The organism is Cloacibacterium caeni, assembly GCF_907163105.1.
GTDB lineage: Bacteria > Bacteroidota > Bacteroidia > Flavobacteriales > Weeksellaceae > Cloacibacterium > Cloacibacterium caeni_A.
Window position 1 is genome coordinate 2,365,118 of record NZ_OU015321.1, and the last position, 18,738, is coordinate 2,383,855.

The 18,738-nt window shown below is 32.6% G+C and carries 15 protein-coding genes and 2 tRNA genes; 13 read left to right on the forward strand and 4 right to left on the reverse strand.

Translation table 11 applies throughout. From position 1 onward, the window contains the following. Positions 1-4 precede the first annotated feature (4 nt). From KKQ76_RS11015 to KKQ76_RS11060, 10 genes are all read left to right on the forward strand, one after another. Positions 5-463 (forward strand): hypothetical protein, encoded by a 459-nt coding sequence (locus KKQ76_RS11015; RefSeq protein WP_213197182.1) that lies wholly within the window; start codon positions 5-7, stop codon positions 461-463. 160 nt (positions 464-623) lie between these two features. Beyond that, positions 624-1,307, forward strand: coding sequence for a MotA/TolQ/ExbB proton channel family protein (locus KKQ76_RS11020; RefSeq protein WP_069797457.1), 684 nt, complete (start codon positions 624-626; stop codon positions 1,305-1,307). A gap of 32 nt (positions 1,308-1,339) precedes the next feature. Beyond that, positions 1,340-1,735, forward strand: a complete 396-nt coding sequence (locus KKQ76_RS11025) for an ExbD/TolR family protein (protein ID WP_213197183.1) — start codon at positions 1,340-1,342, stop codon at positions 1,733-1,735. A gap of 62 nt (positions 1,736-1,797) precedes the next feature. Continuing rightward, positions 1,798-2,667, forward strand: coding sequence for a ferric siderophore ABC transporter substrate-binding protein (locus KKQ76_RS11030; RefSeq protein WP_213197184.1), 870 nt, complete (start codon positions 1,798-1,800; stop codon positions 2,665-2,667). Positions 2,668-2,920: 253 nt separating this feature from the next. Next, positions 2,921-4,105, forward strand: a complete 1,185-nt coding sequence (locus KKQ76_RS11035; protein ID WP_213197527.1) for a bifunctional folylpolyglutamate synthase/dihydrofolate synthase — start codon at positions 2,921-2,923, stop codon at positions 4,103-4,105. Positions 4,106-4,238: 133 nt separating this feature from the next. Continuing rightward, positions 4,239-4,313 (forward strand) — tRNA-Val (locus KKQ76_RS11040). A gap of 32 nt (positions 4,314-4,345) precedes the next feature. After that, positions 4,346-4,420 (forward strand) — tRNA-Val (locus tag KKQ76_RS11045). A gap of 122 nt (positions 4,421-4,542) precedes the next feature. Next, the gene (locus KKQ76_RS11050) at positions 4,543-5,163 is read left to right on the forward strand and encodes a hypothetical protein (RefSeq protein ID WP_213197185.1); all 621 of its coding nucleotides are present in this window, start codon (positions 4,543-4,545) and stop codon (positions 5,161-5,163) included. Between the two features lie 5 nt (positions 5,164-5,168). Next, positions 5,169-5,771 (forward strand): calponin homology domain-containing protein, encoded by a 603-nt coding sequence (locus KKQ76_RS11055; RefSeq protein ID WP_213197186.1) that lies wholly within the window; start codon positions 5,169-5,171, stop codon positions 5,769-5,771. Continuing rightward, positions 5,771-6,202: a nucleoside deaminase gene (locus KKQ76_RS11060; RefSeq protein ID WP_213197187.1), complete on the forward strand. Its 432-nt coding sequence runs from the start codon at positions 5,771-5,773 to the stop codon at positions 6,200-6,202. Before KKQ76_RS11055 ends, KKQ76_RS11060 begins: the two co-directional genes overlap by 1 nt. A 142-nt stretch (positions 6,203-6,344) precedes the next feature. On the opposite strand, the gene KKQ76_RS11065 is transcribed toward KKQ76_RS11060, so the two are convergent. The 4 genes from KKQ76_RS11065 to KKQ76_RS11080 all read right to left on the reverse strand — a co-directional run bounded on the left by KKQ76_RS11065 (position 6,345) and on the right by KKQ76_RS11080 (position 14,670). Continuing rightward, positions 6,345-7,103 carry a type III pantothenate kinase gene (locus tag KKQ76_RS11065; protein WP_213197188.1) on the reverse strand — a complete coding sequence of 253 codons (759 nt, stop codon included), beginning with the start codon at positions 7,101-7,103 and terminating at the stop codon, positions 6,345-6,347. A 74-nt stretch (positions 7,104-7,177) separates the two neighbouring features. Further along, a complete protein-coding gene (locus KKQ76_RS11070; protein ID WP_213197189.1) occupies positions 7,178-9,019 on the reverse strand; it encodes a M1 family metallopeptidase in 1,842 nt (613 codons plus the stop codon). Between the two features lie 122 nt (positions 9,020-9,141). Continuing rightward, positions 9,142-12,912 carry a restriction endonuclease subunit S gene (locus KKQ76_RS11075; protein ID WP_213197190.1) on the reverse strand — a complete coding sequence of 1,257 codons (3,771 nt, stop codon included), beginning with the start codon at positions 12,910-12,912 and terminating at the stop codon, positions 9,142-9,144. Positions 12,913-12,981: 69 nt separating this feature from the next. Then, positions 12,982-14,670: a DUF6909 family protein gene (locus KKQ76_RS11080; protein WP_213197191.1), complete on the reverse strand. Its 1,689-nt coding sequence runs from the start codon at positions 14,668-14,670 to the stop codon at positions 12,982-12,984. A 307-nt stretch (positions 14,671-14,977) separates the two neighbouring features. Here KKQ76_RS11080 and KKQ76_RS11085 point away from each other — a divergent pair, with 307 nt between their 5' ends. From KKQ76_RS11085 to KKQ76_RS11095, 3 genes are all read left to right on the forward strand, one after another. Further along, positions 14,978-17,173, forward strand: a complete 2,196-nt coding sequence (locus KKQ76_RS11085) for a glutamine synthetase III family protein (protein ID WP_213197192.1) — start codon at positions 14,978-14,980, stop codon at positions 17,171-17,173. A gap of 47 nt (positions 17,174-17,220) precedes the next feature. After that, positions 17,221-17,679 (forward strand): GNAT family N-acetyltransferase, encoded by a 459-nt coding sequence (locus tag KKQ76_RS11090; RefSeq protein ID WP_104792966.1) that lies wholly within the window; start codon positions 17,221-17,223, stop codon positions 17,677-17,679. A 304-nt stretch (positions 17,680-17,983) separates the two neighbouring features. Further along, the gene (locus KKQ76_RS11095; protein WP_213197193.1) at positions 17,984-18,646 is read left to right on the forward strand and encodes a C40 family peptidase; all 663 of its coding nucleotides are present in this window, start codon (positions 17,984-17,986) and stop codon (positions 18,644-18,646) included. Positions 18,647-18,738: the final 92 nt, after the last annotated feature.

Consider the following 18,738-nt stretch of genomic DNA (forward strand, 5'->3'; position numbering starts at 1 on the left):
CATCATGAAAGGGATTTTAAAAATCTATCACCCAGAAGAAACCCTTAAATACCATATCTCTAGCACATATTGCAAGGCGGTTTATCTCAATTCAAAAAATTTTCTGGAAGTAGAAATCATTACAGATGATTCTTTAGACCATGTAGAAGACGATTCTCTACAATATAATTTTCCTCAGCTATCCTTAGACGTATTTGAATTTCCTATTGATTCTAATGAATTAGAAGGAAAAACTTTCCGTATAGAAGATACAGAGGAAGAAACCTATACAGAAGTAGACCTTTATGACGACGAAGAAGCCTATCTCTACGAGAATGAACTTAGTTTTTCTAAAGACGAGGAAGATGTGCTACAATTATTCTGGCAAGGGAAAATAGATGATTTCTATACCGGTTCTGATGAACCCATTCTTTTTAAACTGAAATGTCATTTCAAAGCAGATGATATCGAAATAGAAGAGTAACTTTCTGCTGTTTTCTTTCCCGTTTAAAACCATCAGAATCTTATTTTATTTTTAAAGTTTTTTTGAAAAGTATTTTTCAAAAAACATACATTGCTACGAGAAATTCTACAATTTTTCACTAAATTTATCGTTTAGAAATTCGAACTTAACATTTTTCATTATGTTTTTACAAGCCACGACTACTATCATTAACAATAAAGTGACAGAGAAACAAGTATTTTCACTTTGGGATGTACTTTTCAGCGGAGGAATTATAGGAAATACAATTATGATTGCCATTTTCCTTTTGGGAATTTTAGCATTATATGTTTTTTTCGAAAGATATTTTTTCATCAAAAGAGCTTCTAAAGAAACGCCTAATTTTTTAGAAAATATTAAAGACTGCATTCATGACGGAAGAATACAATCTGCTATAGATTTATGCAGAAGAACAGATTCACCAGAAGCCAGAATGATAGAAAAAGGCTTAACCAGAATAGGAAGACCCATTTCTGATATTTCAAATGCAATGCAAAACCAAGGACAGTTAGAAGTTTCTAAATTAGAAAAAAACCTGAATATTCTCGCTTCAGCTTCTGGAGCAGCTCCAATGTTAGGCTTCTTAGGAACGGTAGTCGGAATGATTATGGCGTTTTTCGAGATTTCTAATGTTACGGGAGCAGTTTCTCCTAAACTATTAGCATCGGGAATTTATACTGCGATGGCTACTACTGCAGTAGGTTTATTCGTGGGAATTCCTGCCTATTTTTTCTATAATATTTTGGTGACCAATGTAGATAGATTGGTGCTAAAAATTCAAACTCACGTGAATGAGTTTTTAGATACACTAAACAAACCACTTTAATTCTTCTAAAACCTAACCTCAAACTCTTAAGAATGGAATTGAAAAGAAGAAATAGAGTAAGTGCCGAGTTCAGTATGGCTTCGATGACAGATATTATCTTTCTGTTATTGATATTCTTTATGATTACCAGTTCAGCCATCAGCCAAAGCGCAATAGATGTGAATTTGCCAAAAGCTGCAGCTCAAGATCCTAGCGTTACAGACCCTACAACTGTTACAATAAATGCAGATGGCAAGTATTTTGTAAATGATTTAGAAACGCCAAAAGAACAATTAGAACAAGATATTGTAAAATTGGTAGAAGGTTCACCTAATCCTACTTTTACGATTAGAGCAGACGAAAATTGCAAGCATAAAGATGTAGTTTATGCCATGGAAATCGCCGAAAAAAACAAATATGGCTTAGCGATTGCTACGGTTCAAGAATAATCAATTGGAATGGACTTTAGTCCATTTATAGAAATTAAAATCAAATTTAGCCAAAACTCATATTGGAAACGATAACTCAACATAAACGAGACGAAAGAATAGACAAGCTAAAAAGTGCAACACTTACTGCGCTGATTTCGGCATTGTTGTTTTTGTTGATTTTTTATTACCAATTCGTGAGAGAAATCCCAAAAGAAGAGAAAGTAACCACTATGCTCATAAATTTTGGAGATAATAGAAACGGAAACGGAGCAGAAGAACCTGCTAATCAAGAAGGAAGTTTAGCTTCAGCAGATATTTATATCCCTGAAGAGTTAAAAACTCCTGAACCACAACCTCAAGAAATTGTAGAAACTCCAAAAGCAGTAGAAAAACCTGCAGAAAAAATCATCACAGGAAAATCTGAAAAAACTACTGCAGTAAAAACGGAGAAAACAGAAAAAAAATCTACGAAATCTTCGGAAACTACAGTATCTAAAACCACTAATTCTAAAACATCATCTACCAGCAATACCACTACCAAAAATGCTCAAGGTGACGGACAAGGAACCGCCGCAATTGGCAATCTTATCAAAGGAAGAGGGACTAAGACTGGAACGCAAGGAACTGATGGAACCGTTGGGAATTCTGGCGATCCTCTTGGTGGAAAAGGAGATGGTGATAGCAAAATTGGCGTAGACAGAAAACTTATTTCTTATATTCCCGGAACCATGGGAAAAGGTGGAGAACAGCCCTCTCATAACTGTACAGCAAACGGAACCATTACCATTTCTTATACGGTAGACAAAGCTGGAAACGTGATTTCAGCACGCAGAAGCAGCGGGATTTCTGATCCATGTGTCGTTACTGCTGCGGTAATTTGGGTGAAAAAATATGTAAAAGCCGAAAAAGCCTCCACCAATTCTACTGGAACATATAAAATTACTTTTTAGAATTTTTTGGGCGCCAAATTCCTCGTTCCGCTCCCAATCTTTTATGCGCGGCAGCGAAGCTGCCGCGCATAAAAGGATTTCCGCTCAACTCGGGGCGCAATTCAGCAACGGAAACACGGGTTTTGCTTAAATCAAATTTTTAAAATTCTAGATTTCCTTTTATCTTTGAAAAAATTTTTTTGTGTCAAAAAATAATCCAATTTCTTTTACTCCAGAAGCTTATCAAGAAGCACTAGATTGGCTTTTTGTACAAATGCCAAATTACCAAATTGAAGGTCAAAAAGCTTATAAACCAGGCTTAGAAAATATTACAAAGCTTTGTGATTTTTTCGGAAATCCTCAGGAAAAACTGAAGATGATTCATATTGGCGGAACTAATGGAAAAGGCTCTACCAGCAATATGTTGGCTTCGGTTTTACAAGAACAAGGATACATCGTTGGTTTGTATAATTCTCCTCATTTAATTGATTTTACGGAGAGAATTAAAATTAATGGAGTCTATTGTGAGAAAGAATTTGTCTTTGATTTTATTCAAAAATTGAGAAATATTCCAGAAGAAATTCTTCCTTCTTTTTTTGAATTTACCACGATTATGGCATTTGAATATTTCTATCAAAAAAAGGTTGATTTTGCCATTATTGAAGTGGGTTTGGGAGGTAGATTAGATTCTACCAATATAATAAAACCTATAGTTTCTGCTATTACCAATGTAGATTTAGATCACCAGAATATTTTAGGAGAAACTCTGGAGGAAATTGCCACAGAAAAAGCAGGGATTGTAAAGCATAATATTCCCATTATTTCTGGCGACGAAAGAGATTTGGTGAAAAATATTATTCAACAAAAAGCCATCGAAAATCATTCTGAATTTATAGATGCAACCGAAATTTCTACTGATTTAGAAACAGATTTGAAGGGAAATTATCAAAAGAAAAATATTAGAGTAGTTATCGCTTTAGTTGAAGAATTAAGAAAACAAAAAATAAAAATTTCTGAAAGTTCTGTTGAAAATGGTTTGATGAAAGTTCACCAAAACACCAAATTCATCGGAAGATGGTTTCAATTTTCAGAAAATCCATTGATTATTTGTGATACCGCTCATAATCAGGCTGGTTTAGAAATGGTTTTTGCCCAATTGAATGCCATTGAAAAGTATAAACACATTGTCCTTGGTTTTGTGAATGATAAAAAAATAGATGATGTATTGAAAATTTTACCTAAAAATGCTCAATATTACTTTGTAAAGCCCTCTATTAGCAGAGGAAGAAGTCCAAAAGAGTATGAAAATTTACTAATTTCTGCAAAAATAGATTTTCAAATTTTTGAAACAGTAGATGCTGGTTTTCAGGCAGCTAAAAAAAAATGTAAGTCAGCAGAAATGATTTTTGTGGGTGGAAGTAATTTTGTAGTGGGAGAATTTTTAGAAAAAAATTTGTAGAAATCGCAATAAGTTGTATATTTGCACCACTCAAAACGAGAAATCGTGAAAGAGGGTTCTTAGCTCAGTTGGTTCAGAGCATCCCGATTTATCATCGGGAGAGTCGAGGGTAACTAATCCCTCAAAAAAATTAGGGTTCTTAGCTCAGTTGGTTCAGAGCATCTGGTTTACACCCAGAGGGTCGGGGGTTCGAATCCCTCAGGACCCACAAAAAAGGAACGAAACCTTTTAAAAAAATTCGGGTTCTTAGCTCAGTTGGTTCAGAGCATCTGGTTTACACCCAGAGGGTCGGGGGTTCGAATCCCTCAGGACCCACAGAAATAGAAATCTCACAGAAATGTGAGATTTTTTTGTTTAAAACCATTCTCAAAAGTTAAAAATCCATAAAAATTTCGTATTTGTTATTTATTTGTTATTTTTGTAATAACAAAACACAAATGAAAACTATTCTTTTAACAGCATTCCTCTTAGCAGGAAGTATGCTCTTTGGCCAACAGAACGAAGAGTTTAGACTTATCAAGCAACATTTTGATCGTCAAGAAAATCTATTGAAAATTGAGTTTGTCAAGAAGTATAATAATGCTTTTACGGCTCAAGAAAAAGAAACCGTCAAAAAAGATTTTACAGAATTTATGCTCAAATTAGACAGTATAAGAAATACTGCGTATCTTGGTGCATTAATAAGAGTGAAGAATATAGAAGAACTTGAATATTTAAAAAGTCAATCTTCTTCTAATGCTAAAGCTTGTCATACAGAAATAGACGAAGCGCCAGAATTCCCCAATGGAATAGATGCTTTGAGAGAAAAGGTAGCTTCTTTATTTTATTCAAAAGGAATTGAATATTGTAAAAATGAACTCAATACTACCGTGAGTTTTGTGGTAGATGAAAACGGTTCAATTACAGATATCAAAGCAGAAGGCGAAAACATAAGTTTTAATAAACAAGCAGAAATTGCCATGTATCTTATTTCAGAAAAATTTACTAAGCCTGCTCTTCAAAAAGGAAATGCTGTAAAATATGCTTTCAGAATGCCTTTGAGTATTAAATTCGAATAATTTTTATGCTAAAAATATTTTTCTTTCTTCTTTTTTCTTGTGGGATAAATGCTCAACAATTAGAATCTTTAAAAATTCTAAAAATAAAGCATGACAGCATAGAAACTCAGCTGAAACTAAAGCACCAGGAAGAAATTAAAGGAAAATCTGAGTCTGAAATCAGTGAAATTTATTACCAAAATCTACTTAGCAGAAGCAAAAATAACAGAGAACGTTTAGACCATTATTTTTCTGCCGTTCAAACGTATTTAGAAACTCAAAAATTGATTGGCCCAAGTCAAGAAGCAGCCCAACAAGAAATTCCAGATAAAACAGCGAATTATTCTCAAGGTTTTCCCGCTCTATATAAAGAAGTGCATGATTTTATCAAAAATAGATATCAAGATAGATTAGATGATTATTTTTCCAAATCTGCTAAAATCCATTTTATTGTTCAAAATGACCATTCACTTTACATAGAAAAAGTTGAAGGTACGGAGAAAGAATTTAACGATTTAGCTTTGCTGGCATTTTTAATGACCACTGGAAAATGGGAAAGTGCTTTTCAAAGCGGTTCCAATGTAAAATCTAAATTTGTTTTGCCTGTAAAATTTGTAGTAGAAGAGTAATGTTTACACCAGAATATTTCATGAAACAGGCTTTGCAAGAAGCCGAAATTGCCAGAGAAAAAGACGAAGTTCCTATTGGTTGCGTGATTGTTTTCAAAGATAGAATTATCGCGAGAGGTCATAATCTTACAGAACAATTAAATGACGTGACTGCGCATGCAGAAATGCAGGCAATTACTTCTGCGGCTAATTTTTTGGGCGGAAAATATTTAAAAGATTGTACCATGTATGTTACGCTAGAACCTTGTGTAATGTGTGCGGGAGCTCTAACTTGGTCACAGATTTCAAAAGTTGTCATTGGTGCGAGAGATGAAAAGCGAGGTTTCATCAATCAAAACGTGAAACTTCATCCTAAAACAGAAATTGTTTCGGGAATTTTAGAAAATGAATGCTCAGAAATCGTGAAAAGTTTCTTTAAAAATAAAAGATAATTTTTGGGCAGCTTTTCCGCCTTCCGTTCCCGCTTTTTTACTTCACTACGTTTCGTAAAAAGAGCTTCACTCAAGTCGGGCTGCGAGATTTCGTCTAAAAAATACAGTTTTCCACAAAAGAAAATTCTACAATTTTTTGAAATTATTTGTCTTTCCCTAGGAAATAAAGACCTTTTAAAGTGTGTAATTTATCCGCGATGTCTATTTTATTGGTCAAAGGTTGATAAACATGAGAAACGCCACCTGTTGCAATAACGAAACATTCATCGTTTACTTCTTCGTTTATACGGTCGATAAAACCTTCTACCATTCCTAAAAAGCCATAAACCATCCCCGAAGTCATACAAGAAACCGTATCATGTCCTAAAACAGATTTTGGTTTAGTGAGCTCTATTTCAGGCAGTTGTGCGGTTTGTTTCACCAAAGAATTAAGAGAAGTGATAATTCCTGGAGCGATGATTACGCCCAAAACTTCTCCATCTTCGGCTACACAACTTGCAGTAAGTGCAGTTCCGAAATCTAGAATAATTTTCTTTTTGTTGGGATAGAGAAAATGAGCTGCCACTAAATTGGCAAAAATATCAGTTCCCATTTGATTAGACTTATGATGAATAGGAGAGTGCGTTTTTCTATCTACCACTATGGCTTCTATTCCGTGAATTTTATACAAAGCACTGCTGATAATGTGTGTAAGCTGAGGTACCACAGAACCAATAATGATTTTATCTACCTTTTCTATATCTACATTGTACGTTTGATACAGCATAGAAAATTGGGCGAAAAGTTCGTCTCTAGTTCCGTAAGGTTTGGTGTTAATAATCCAAGAAACATCACATTTACCATCAATAAAATGGCCAAATCTAATATTGGTGTTGCCAATGTTTATTACAATGCTCGTCATTGATTTTAAAAGAAAAATTAGAACCGAAAGTTAAGCATTTTCTGCATAAAAAAAGTTGAGAAATTTCTCAACTTTTATTTTACTTCTAAAAAATTATTTTCAGGGTTTACATCTGCTAATCTTTGAGAGAAGTCTATTCCTAAAATTTGTAAATCAGATTTTTTGTAAGGAATGGTCAAAGTGTATTCTTTGGTAGTCCAGTTCCAATAATTTAAGGTTTGGAAGTCTCCAAAATAATCTTTGGTTTTAGGAGCTCTCATCATATTTAGCGGAATGTGATAGTTCACCGTTTTTTTGTCTTTTGTAAAAATGCTAAAATCAATTGGCATAGGAACTTCACCGTTATTTACGAGCGTAATCGTAGTAGAATCATCATTGTATTTTACATCTTTTATCGCGTAATCTATGGTTTTGGTCGTGTTAATCCAATAATGATGGAACCATTTCAAATCCATACCAGAAATTTGCTGTGCAATATGGATAAAATCTCTATCTGTAGGATGTTTAAGGTTCCAGTCTTGGTAATATTTTTTCAAAATTTTAGATAAATTTTCTTCACCCACAATGTAGCCTAGTTCTACTAAGAATAATTCGCCTTTAGTGTAAGAAGCTACGGTATAAGCCGTTCCGTTATCGTGATGGTCTGCTAACCAAACTGCTGGTTCTTCTTTGCCAGATTTTACAAATCTTACATAGGACTGAATTGCATTGTAAAAAGGATTTGGCATATCATCTTTAGGGAAAAGTGCATTCATCACGAAATCTTCTGCATAACTGGTAAAACCTTCATCTAACCAAGGTTTCATGCTTTCGTTAGTGGCAAGCATTTGCTGATACCAAGAGTGCGATCCTTCATGAATCATCAATCCTAATAAATTTTCTAAACTTCTAGCTTCGCCGAGAATCATGGTACACATTCCGTATTCCATTCCGCCATCTCCGCCTTGTATAAAGCTATAAGTAGGGTAAACGTATCTGCCAAAAGTGGCATTCATTAATTGGAAAAATTTGGTAATGTAAGGTTGTGCTTCGCTCCAGAATTGTGTTTTTTCAGATTTTTGGTAGACAAAATTCACTTTTGGTCCATCTGGAACGATGAAGGTTTCTACAGAATAGTCTTTATCTGCAGCCCAAGCAAAATCTAAAATATTTTTTGCGGTAAAACGCCAAGTTGCCTTGTCGTTTTTATCTGTTTTTATCGTAGGATTTTCGGTGTAGCCTTTTACTTCTGTAGGGTTTTCTAAAACACCACCTGCTCCAACTACATATTCTTTATCAATCTTTATGGTTACATCAAAATTAGAAAAAGGAGCGTGAAATTCTCTGCCTACATAATCAAAAGTTGCCCAACCATCATAATCATATTCTGCTAGTTTTGGGAACCATTGCGTCATGGTCATATCTACACCTTCTCTGTTATTTCTTCCGCTTCTACGGATTTGTTTAGGAACTACAGAATCCCAATCCATCGTAAAAGTGGTGGTAGAGTTTGGTTTTATTTTTTCGTTGAGGTAAACCTTCATAATGGTTTCTTGAACTTCAAATTTTAGAAGTTTTCCGTTTTGTTTAATCCAGTTTACGGTTTGTGAACCTTCTTCGTTTTTAGGAATAGAAGCTAATTTAGAATTTCCGAATTCAGTTAATCTTCCGTCTGCATTTTTTCCTTGGTTTTGCACTCTTTGATCCATCAAAGAATTGGGTTTAAAAGCATTCCAATACAAGTGAAAGTACACTACCGAAAGTTCATCAGGAGAATTATTGGTATATTTTATTTCTTGGTTACCGTGATAAGAAAAATTAGCAGCATCTACATCGATTTCCATTTTGTAAGAAGCTTCTTGTTGGTAGTAAGCACTTTGTTGTGCGGAAAATAATCCGAATGCTAAAAGAAAAATTGCTAAAAATTTTTGAGTCATAGGTGATTTTTTTTCAAAGATATAATTTTTTATACACCCCGTCAAAATCTTTGATTTTGACACCCCTCTAAAAGAGGGGAACCAAAAAAAACCTCCCAAATTTTCTTTGAGAGGATTGTAAATTATAAATATTTTTTTAAAACCGCTTCTTTTTGTTTAGGAATTTCTGAAATTTCAGTTTCTAAAACTTTTATTTTTTCTTCTATTTTTTCTATTTCAGAAACTATTTTTTGTTGTTCTGAAAGTGGTGGAAGCGGGATTTTTATATTTGACAATAAAGTTTGATTCAAACTTTTAATATTTGAACCTGAACTGTCGGTTATAATTTTATTTCTAACGAAATCAGTTTTCAAATAATGACAAAGAAACTTTGAATTAATGTTTTCATTTTCAATCCGTATTCTAATTGTGAAACCAGAAAATGAAGTTTTAGTTTTTAAATTATCAATAAATAAAAATCTACCAACCAAATTAGCTGAACCATTGGATCTAACAACTAATATGTCATTTGTTTTTAATAGATAATCATCTGATAAATTACCATCAATTTGAATCTTTTCTAGTGATGCAACGTCTGGCGAAAATCTATTTTGAAAGTCACCAACTCCAACGATATTAATTAATTCACCTAAACTATTTCTAGAATAATTAAGCCCATTTTTGAAATCAGAAATTGAACCTAAATTAATTTCTTTAAATTTCAAATTTACCATTGATGATGAAATATTAAATTTCAATTTCTCCACTTCCTCTTTTGCTTTCTTTTCTTTTGCTTCTAAAACTTCAATTTCAGAAACAATTTTTTGTTGAATATCAATTGGAGGAAGTGGGATTTTTAAAGTTAAAACTTGGTCTCTGGAAATAGATTGAAAAATAGCTCCTTCGTTTCCTGTTATTTGTTCTTGATTAGATTTTAAGTAATAAAAAAGATAAACATTAAGAATTTTATCAGAAACACGCATTGCATTTAATCCCCTTCCAATGCAAATTCTTTCAAATGGATTTATATTTACAGGACCAACTGGTGCTCTAACTGTCATCAAAACATCGCCCTTTAATGATTCTTTTGTGATTTTTTCAGTCCAATATTTTGGTTCTTCTAAATATATCTCGCCAAATTCTGTTTTACCTTGATAAAAAGGTATTCCTTTTTTTTCTTGATTATAAAACTCTGATTCAGGACTTTGCCCTGAAATTAATTCTATTACATCCTCAAGTTTTACTAACTCCCACTTACTTTCAATCTTCACTTTTTTTTTAACTGAAAGCGAGATATTTTTTTCAAATTCTGCTCTGTCAAAAGTAAGCATATCTACCAAATCATGGCGAGAAACGTTGTTTTGCATGGCTTCATCTATTGGGAAATCATAATCTCCTGCAAATGCTTTATAAATATACGTACTTGCTTTGGTTGGGTTATCAAAAATATCGGCATCAAAAAGTTGGGTGCAATCTTCAATATTTTTGCCTCTTTGTATTGGGTGTATTCCTTCGCTTCCTCTTCGGTTAGAAAATTCGTAGCCTAAGAAACGTTTTTCTGCATCTTTTTCACCGCTTTTTACTAGAACAACTTTTTGTGGATATACCAAAATAAAATAGAATAGTTTTTCTTTTTCGATTTCCAAAAGTTTAGTCCAAAATTCTTTATCATTTTTAGATTTTATTTTCTTTTGGTATTCTTTGTAAAGTTCGTGTTGGGTTATAACATTGTTTGGTTCTTTTTTCAAAAGAGAAATATAATCTTCAAAGGTTACAGATTGCTTCGTTCCTCGCAATGACTGATTATCCCAAACATGATTAATGTATTTAGAAACTGGTTTTTCTACACTATTCAATGTAACTTCTAAATGATTGGTAAAGAATTTCTCTACTGCAATTTTTAGATTAATGCTGTCATAATTATTTCTACGTCTTAAAAATAAAGTAACAGTATTGGTTCCTGTTGCCATAAAAGTGTTAGAACCTAGTTCTGCAATTCCGATTATTTCAAAATTTTCTAAAATAATTTCTCGTGATTTACTGTAAATTCCTGTGTTACTCAAGATAGAACTTGGCAAAATAATACCTGCAACTCCGCCATATTTTAAGAGTTGTTTGGTTCTTTCTATGAAAAGGCATTCTATTTCTGAACTATTGTCTGTTAATTTATCATATAAATCGAAATCGCCTTCTCGATAATACTCTCTTGCAGAATTTTTAAAAGCAGAAACCGAATACGGAGGATTGGAAACCAAAACCTCAAACTGTTGGTTTTCTTTAGGGAAATCAGGTTGAGTTATGTTTAATTTATTTTTGTATTCTTTATGTTTAAAATTAGCCAAACCATCGGAATGAATTACGTTTGCTAAACCATCACCATGAAGATAGCAACCTACTTTGCCTACTTTCACCAAACGATAATCTTTCTCAATACCATAAACATATTGAAGTGCCCAATCAAAATGGCGAATTTTTGAAACTTCTATAAAACTTTTTGCTTCAGTTTTTAATTTTTTAGGATCTGTTTTTAAAATTAAACGCTGAATTTCGTGCATGCTTTCGGTAAGAAAATGTCCGCTTCCTGCTGCATAATCTATTACAAAAGGTAAAAGTTCGTCTTTTTTTCCTGCGAGTAATTTTTCTTCGACCAACTTGTCAATAGGTAAACTTTTGATAACGAATTGAGCAATAGGAACTGGTGTAAAGAATTGCCCCGATTCTTGTTTCAATCCTGTGGTTAAAAGTAATTCAAAAAAATCGGAAAGATATTGTTGTTTTTGAGTGTAACGAATTTTGAATTTTTCTAGAAGTTTTACTACTTCTTTTACCACTTTTGCGTTTTCCTTAAAAGATTTGTTGTCGTAAACTTCTTTTATAGCAAACTCATTATTTTTTTCAAGACGAAGTCTTGCAATGTCTTTTCTTAAAAGTGCTTTTAAATTTTCATCACCAGCAAAAAGAGAAGCATATTTAGAATCTAAATCATCATCAGAAAAATCGGTAACTTGTTTTTCTAAAAATTCTTCCATTCCGTTTTTATACAAATCAGTAAGTCTTAACTGGAAACTTACATCATCATCTTTTCCTTCTAACCACTGAAAATCTAATTCTTCATCAGTTCCTTCTTTAGATTTTTCATCGTAAATTTTGCAAAGAAAAAGGGTGAAAATTTTGTTGAAAGCATTTGGCTTATCAGAAACTACATTATGACGTAAAATTTCTAAAAAGCTATTGAAAATAAAGCTACTATCTTCTTGTTTTATTTCTACTAAATCATTGATTTTTAAAGCTCTACTTTCAAAATTGTAAGGATTAACCCAAGAATCAAAAACACCATTGTTTTTTGGTAATTTATTCCACTTATCATAGAAATCTTTTACATCGCCATTTTTGTAGTCTTCTTCAATTTTTACAATTTCGTTTCGGTAAATAATTTCGTTTCCTTTTAACTCAGAAGCATAAAGCATAATTACATCTGCCTTATTGCTGAATTTAAAATAAGTAAATAATTGTCCTCCGTCTTTATTTAGTTTTGTAAAAGCTTTATCAAACTCTTTTCCGTAGGTTTTACATTCAATTAAAAGATATTCAGAACCATCATCACGAGTAACGCAAATGTCTAGCCTTCCTGAGGTTCCGTGACCGGCTGGATAAACTTTTTCTAAAGAGATGTTTTCTGGTTTGTAACCTTTTTCTAAAAGACGATTAACACATTCCAAAACAACCCAGTCTTCTGGTTTTGTAATGTTTTGTGTAGATTTTTCGCCAATTTTTATTTTTCCTCCAAAATCAAAAATTTGATTTTTAAAGTCAATTTCTAAACAATAATTATTTTGATATTTTTTTATAAAAATACCATCAGTGTTTTCTTTTGGTTGAAAACCAAGTGATTGAATTAGTTTTTTAACATCCATTTTTTCTGCTCTTACAAAAATAACAAAAAAAAGTTCCTAAAAAATATAGGAACTAAAATATTATTAATATTACTTCTTTGTCTTGTTTTTAGCAGAAGATTGTAAAATCTTTTCTAAAATTCTTAGTGTGATTAAATAAGTAGGTTTTACACCCGTTAATCCTAATCCGCCTGAAGAAAGGGTAGAACCTGTTTCTAATGGATTATCAGAAGCATAATACGCATACATTACAAATAAGTCTTCAGAAATATGTTTTCTGATTTTAGAAGCTACTTGAATGGCTTTTTGGTAATGAGCTCCTTCCATTTCAAGACCGATGGATTTCCAAGAAGTAGTCATGAAATAGGTTAAAATGTCTTTATTCTGAAGAGAAGTTCCTAGAACCGTAATCATGCTTCCTTCGAAAGCTCTTAATTCATCATCTTGGAAATCTTCTAATTTCAATGCGTTTTCAAATGGATAATTATCTGCCGTTCCTTCGAAAATGTGAGAAGTAGGAATCATAATGTCTCCTTTTTCACCGGTAAGAATCCCTGCTTTACCCATGATAGAAACAGATTTTACATTCATGGTGTACACATTTCCTTCGTATTCGAATGGTCTTAATAACTCATCCATTACTTCATAAGCTTGTTCACCGAAAGCGTAATCGAAAACCATTAAAACATCATCTCCTTTGTAACCAGAATTAGCAAATGGAGAGTTTTTGAGGTCTACTTTTGATAAATCAATTAACTGAACGTCTATATTACTTCCAGAATTATCGTCTATGTAAATCATTTCTTTAGAAATTGCATATTCCAGAACTTTGTCTCTAAGTTCCTTTTTGTTAGAAATTTCTTCGTAAAGTGAATAATCTACATCTTTAGTATTCTTTTTCTTCAATGCGTCATTGGCAAAAAGCATATTTTTCACCGAGTGCATATTGGCAGAAATAATATGTAAAGGTCTGTTTAATAGATTGTTATCTCCTAAAACTTGTTTTACGTGATTCGCCCATTTTTCGCCGAAATAATGGTGACCAACTCTTTCTTTTAGAATGGCACTGAAATGAATTTCTCTTTCTCTCACTTGTTTCAAGTCGTCAAAACTTACTTTTCCTAAGTGATAGATAATTTTGAAAAGTCTATCAGGATTGTTGTCTTCGCCGAAATTATTATAAGCATTAAGCGTTTCTTCGAAAGTTCTTCCCAAAAGTGAAGAAAGATGAATAAGAGCTACTTCTTTTTCTTTTCTGCTGAATTTTTTCTCACCTTTTGCTACTTGTTCTATAATTTTCCAAGAACGTTTTGGTTCTCCGTCTTCATCTATTAAGAAAGCAATGTTTCTTATTTTGTCAGCTTCTATATATAAGAAAGTAAGGTGAGTTAGAATATCATAAATTTCTGAACGACCTAGTAGAACTTCTATGTTCATTTGGTGTTCATCTATTCTATAGCAATTTCTTCTACGTTTTTTAGGAACTATAGGTTCAAAACTTCCTTTGTCAAAACCTTCGTCTGAAGTAAGGTGAATAAATGCGCATTCTTCTATACCTTCTGGTAATCTATCTAATACATATAATAAACCATCTAGCTCTACTTTATTAGGAACATTCATGGTTCCGTAGATTTCTGGATTGATGATTTTTAGAAGGCTTCTAATGCTATCACCCGAAACTCCTGAAGGTTTAAAAAATCCTCTGTAAAACAAATGTCTCATAGAGACATAAATTCTTTCGATTGCTTCTGTTGTTTCTCTTGCTCTAGAATTTGCCATATATATTTTTTTTTAAAAAAGTCTACAAAGTTACAACTTTTATTTTGAATTTATGATAAGAGTACTTAATTGTATTGATTTTGAGATGTTTAAGTTCATTTTTGTTCAAAATGATTTTGTTTCTCTAAAGTATGAACAAAAGCACAAACAAAGATTAATTTTACATTAAAATAGATTTAAGTTATCGGTTTTATTGATTTGCTATTCAAAAATCTATGTAAAATTTACAAATACCCTTAAAATTTTAGGGGTGTTTTGTAAAAGTTTCGATTTTTTACTTAAATTTGCTGAAAATTTCAACACCTATATGTCAACATTAAGATTTAAAGCGTTAGAAACGCTTCCTTTTAAAAACTTTAGAAAAGATAATCACGTAGAAGTTCCTGCGAAATTATCAGAATTGTATTGCGAAAATGTTTTCTCTGAAGAAACCATGAGAGAATATTTAACCAAAGAAGCATTTCAGTCTATCTTAGATGCTATAAGAAAAGGAACAAAAATCCAAAGACATATCGCAGATCAGGTTGCTGTAGCAATGAAAGATTGGGCTTTGTCTAAAGGAGTGACTCACTACACTCACTGGTTTCAGCCATTAACAGGAGCTACTGCAGAAAAGCACGATTCATTTTTTACTCCAATTGAAGGGGGAAGAGCTATCGAAAGATTTAACGGTGGAATGCTTATTCAGCAAGAACCAGACGCTTCTTCTTTCCCAAATGGTGGAATTAGAAATACTTTCGAAGCGAGAGGTTATACAGCTTGGGATCCTACTTCTCCAGCTTTTATTATGGGAACTACACTTTGTATTCCTTCTATTTTTATTTCTTATACTGGTGAAACATTAGATTACAAAGCACCATTATTAAGAGCTTTACATGCTGTAGACGAAGCGGCAACAGAAGTAATGCAATATTTTGATAAAAATGTAACAAAGGTGATTCCTACTTTAGGTTGGGAACAAGAATACTTTTTAGTTGACTCTGCATTATATCAATCAAGACCAGACTTAGTATTAACAGGTAAAACGTTATTAGGACATTCTCCTGCAAAAGGTCAACAGTTAGATGATCATTATTTCGGTTCTATTCCTACTAGAGTGATGAATTTTATGAAGGAGCTAGAAATAGAATGTATGAAATTGGGAATTCCTGTTACCACAAGACATAATGAAGTTGCTCCAAACCAGTTTGAGTTGGCTCCGATGTTTGAAGAAGCAAACGTAGCAGTAGACCACAATTCACTTTTGATGGATGTGATGGCAAGAGTAGCTCACAAACATCATTTCCATATTTTACTACACGAAAAACCATTTGCTGGAGTAAACGGAAGTGGAAAACACAATAACTGGTCACTTTCTACAGATACTGGCGAAAATTTATTAAGCCCAGGGAAAAATCCTAAGAAAAACTTACAGTTTTTGACTTTCTTCGTGAATACGATTAAAGCAGTTCATGAATATGCAGATTTATTAAGGGCAAGCATTGCTTCTGCAAGTAATGACCACAGATTAGGAGCAAACGAAGCGCCACCAGCAATTATTTCTGTTTTCATCGGTTCACAATTATACGGTGTACTTTCTGAATTAGAAAAAGTGACTAATGGAAAACTTTCTCCAGAAGAAAAGACAGAATTAAAACTAAATGTAGTAGGTAAAATTCCAGAAATTTTATTAGATAATACAGATAGAAACAGAACTTCGCCTTTCGCATTTACAGGAAATAAGTTTGAAATTAGAGCAGTAGGTTCTTCTGCAAATTGTGCAGAATCTATGACAGTAATGAATACCATCGCTGCAAAACAATTAAAAGAATTCAAAAAAGAAGTAGATGCTTTAATTGAGAAAGGCCTTAAAAAAGATGAAGCTATTTTCAATGTGTTAAGAGAATACATCAAACAATCGAAAAACATTATGTTCGAAGGAGATGGGTATTCTGATGATTGGGCAAAAGAAGCACAGAAAAGAGGTTTATCTAACCTTAAAACTACTCCAGAAGCTTTAGGAAGAGAAATGGACAAAAAATTCGTGAAACTTTACGAAGAAATGGGCGTTTTCTCTCATGTAGAAGTAGAAGCTAGAAACGAAATTAAGTTAGAAAAATATTCTACAGTAATTGATATTGAAGCTAGAGTTTTGGCAGATATTGCTAGAAATCACATCATTCCAGCTGCATTAAACTATCAGAACAGATTGATAGACAATGTAAAAGGATTAAAAGAAATTTTCGGAGATAAAGAATTCAAAGCTTTGGCAAAAGAACAAATGAGTTTAATTACTCAGATTTCTGAAAACGTTTCTATTATTAAGTTAGGAGTAGAAGAGTTGTTAAAAGCAAAAGATAAAGCAAAATCTACTACCAACTCACAGAAACAGGCAGAAGCCTATTGTAACGAAGTGAAGCCATTGTTTGATAAAATTAGGGAAGCATCAGACGCATTAGAAATGATGGTAGATGATGAGCTTTGGCCACTCACAAAATACAGAGAATTATTATTCACCAGATAATCACAACTTCCCTCTCCATTTCGAGAGGGATTTTTTTTAATATTAATATGAAAATAGATATCCTAAAAACCGAATCCCATCACAAAGATTTCCAAAAATTAGTCTACGAATTAGATCTTTATCTTGCAGAAATAGACGGAGAAGACCATTCTTTTTATGCTCAATATAATAAGCTAGATGCTATAAAAAACTGTATTATTATTTATATAGACAAAGAACCCATTGCTTGTGGTGCTTATAAAAAATATGATGACCAAACCATCGAAGTTAAAAGAATGTTTACCAAAGAGCACTATAGAGGAAAAGGATATGCTAAAATGGTTCTATTGCTTCTTGAAAAATGGGCAAAAGAAGAAGGTTACAATTTTTCTGTTTTAGAAACTGGAGTTCAGCAAGTTTCGGCGGTTCATCTTTATGAAAAGTCCGGCTATTCTCGTATTCCTAATTATGAACCTTATGAAAATGTAGAAAATAGCATTTGTTTTCTAAAACAGTTAGTGTATTGATTTTAAGAAATTTACGTGACAAATTTAATAATAAAGAATTTGCTCCGTTAAAGTTTACATCATTATAGACTAGCGTTATATAATTTATAGATTTTGACAATATTTTGTTAAAAAGTCTTAAAAAAAAATTCCGCAGGATTTCCAAAATAGGAGCCTCGCGGAAATTTTTTTTTAACATATGAAAGACAAATGTTAAAAAATGTTAAATTTTTTGATTAACTGACAATTATCAAGTCCTAAAAAACTTGTATAATATACTTTTGTCTTGTCTAAAAAAGAAATCTACACAGATAATCAAATAAATATGAAGAAAAGAGTTTTGCTAAGTTTGGTTGCAATTATTTCCATCTTCTCGTTGCAATCTTGTGTAACAAACTACGTTGTTTCTACACCTACAAAATACAAATCTAGTACCAAACTAGATAAAATAAATACTAAAAATCTAAATTCTGCGAGCAAAAGTTCTTATGATAGCTATAATGCAACTTTTGAAATGGCAAAAAAATCAGAAATGGCTGCTTTGATTACGGGAGCGATTTCTCATGCTAAAACGATTGATGATATTCTAAGTGAAGCGAATACATATCTTGGAACACCATACAGATTTGGTGGTTCTACCAGAAGTGGAATAGATTGTTCAGCATTCGTTTTAAACGTTTATGAAGAAACTACAGGTTTAGAATTGCCAAGAGTAGCGGCAGAACAAGCTGAGCTAGGAGAAAGAGTAGAGAGACAGCAATTGCAAAAAGGAGATTTAGTTTTCTTTGCGCACAACAGAAGAATCTCTCACGTAGGAATAGTACAAGAAGTTACACCAGAAGGAGAAATTAAATTTATTCATGCAGCTACTTCTAGAGGTGTTATGGTTTCTTCACTTAATGATTCTTATTGGGGACCAAAATATAGATTTGCCAAAAGAATTCTAAAAGAAGATCAAAATATTGCTACTGCAGAAGCAACGAATTAATATAGATTAATTAAATTAAATAGTGATAAAAAACCTCCGCAACTAGTTGCGGAGGTTTTTTTATTTATGTCTTGTCCTGAAAAAAGTTGACT

Bases quoted from the DNA above. Each gene is read 5' to 3' on its own strand.
- KKQ76_RS11015 (WP_213197182.1), top strand. From the start codon at position 5: ATGAAAGGGATTTTAAAAATCTATCACCCAGAAGAAACCCTTAAATAC.
- KKQ76_RS11020 (WP_069797457.1), top strand. From the start codon at position 624: ATGTTTTTACAAGCCACGACTACTATCATTAACAATAAAGTGACAGAG.
- KKQ76_RS11025 (WP_213197183.1), top strand. From the start codon at position 1,340: ATGGAATTGAAAAGAAGAAATAGAGTAAGTGCCGAGTTCAGTATGGCT.
- KKQ76_RS11035 (WP_213197527.1), top strand. From the start codon at position 2,921: ATGCCAAATTACCAAATTGAAGGTCAAAAAGCTTATAAACCAGGCTTA.
- KKQ76_RS11050 (WP_213197185.1), top strand. From the start codon at position 4,543: ATGAAAACTATTCTTTTAACAGCATTCCTCTTAGCAGGAAGTATGCTC.
- KKQ76_RS11055 (WP_213197186.1), top strand. From the start codon at position 5,169: ATGCTAAAAATATTTTTCTTTCTTCTTTTTTCTTGTGGGATAAATGCT.
- KKQ76_RS11060 (WP_213197187.1), top strand. From the start codon at position 5,771: ATGTTTACACCAGAATATTTCATGAAACAGGCTTTGCAAGAAGCCGAA.
- KKQ76_RS11065 (WP_213197188.1), bottom strand. From the start codon at position 7,103: ATGACGAGCATTGTAATAAACATTGGCAACACCAATATTAGATTTGGC.
- KKQ76_RS11070 (WP_213197189.1), bottom strand. From the start codon at position 9,019: ATGACTCAAAAATTTTTAGCAATTTTTCTTTTAGCATTCGGATTATTT.
- KKQ76_RS11075 (WP_213197190.1), bottom strand. From the start codon at position 12,912: ATGGATGTTAAAAAACTAATTCAATCACTTGGTTTTCAACCAAAAGAA.
- KKQ76_RS11080 (WP_213197191.1), bottom strand. From the start codon at position 14,670: ATGGCAAATTCTAGAGCAAGAGAAACAACAGAAGCAATCGAAAGAATT.
- KKQ76_RS11085 (WP_213197192.1), top strand. From the start codon at position 14,978: ATGTCAACATTAAGATTTAAAGCGTTAGAAACGCTTCCTTTTAAAAAC.
- KKQ76_RS11090 (WP_104792966.1), top strand. From the start codon at position 17,221: ATGAAAATAGATATCCTAAAAACCGAATCCCATCACAAAGATTTCCAA.
- KKQ76_RS11095 (WP_213197193.1), top strand. From the start codon at position 17,984: ATGAAGAAAAGAGTTTTGCTAAGTTTGGTTGCAATTATTTCCATCTTC.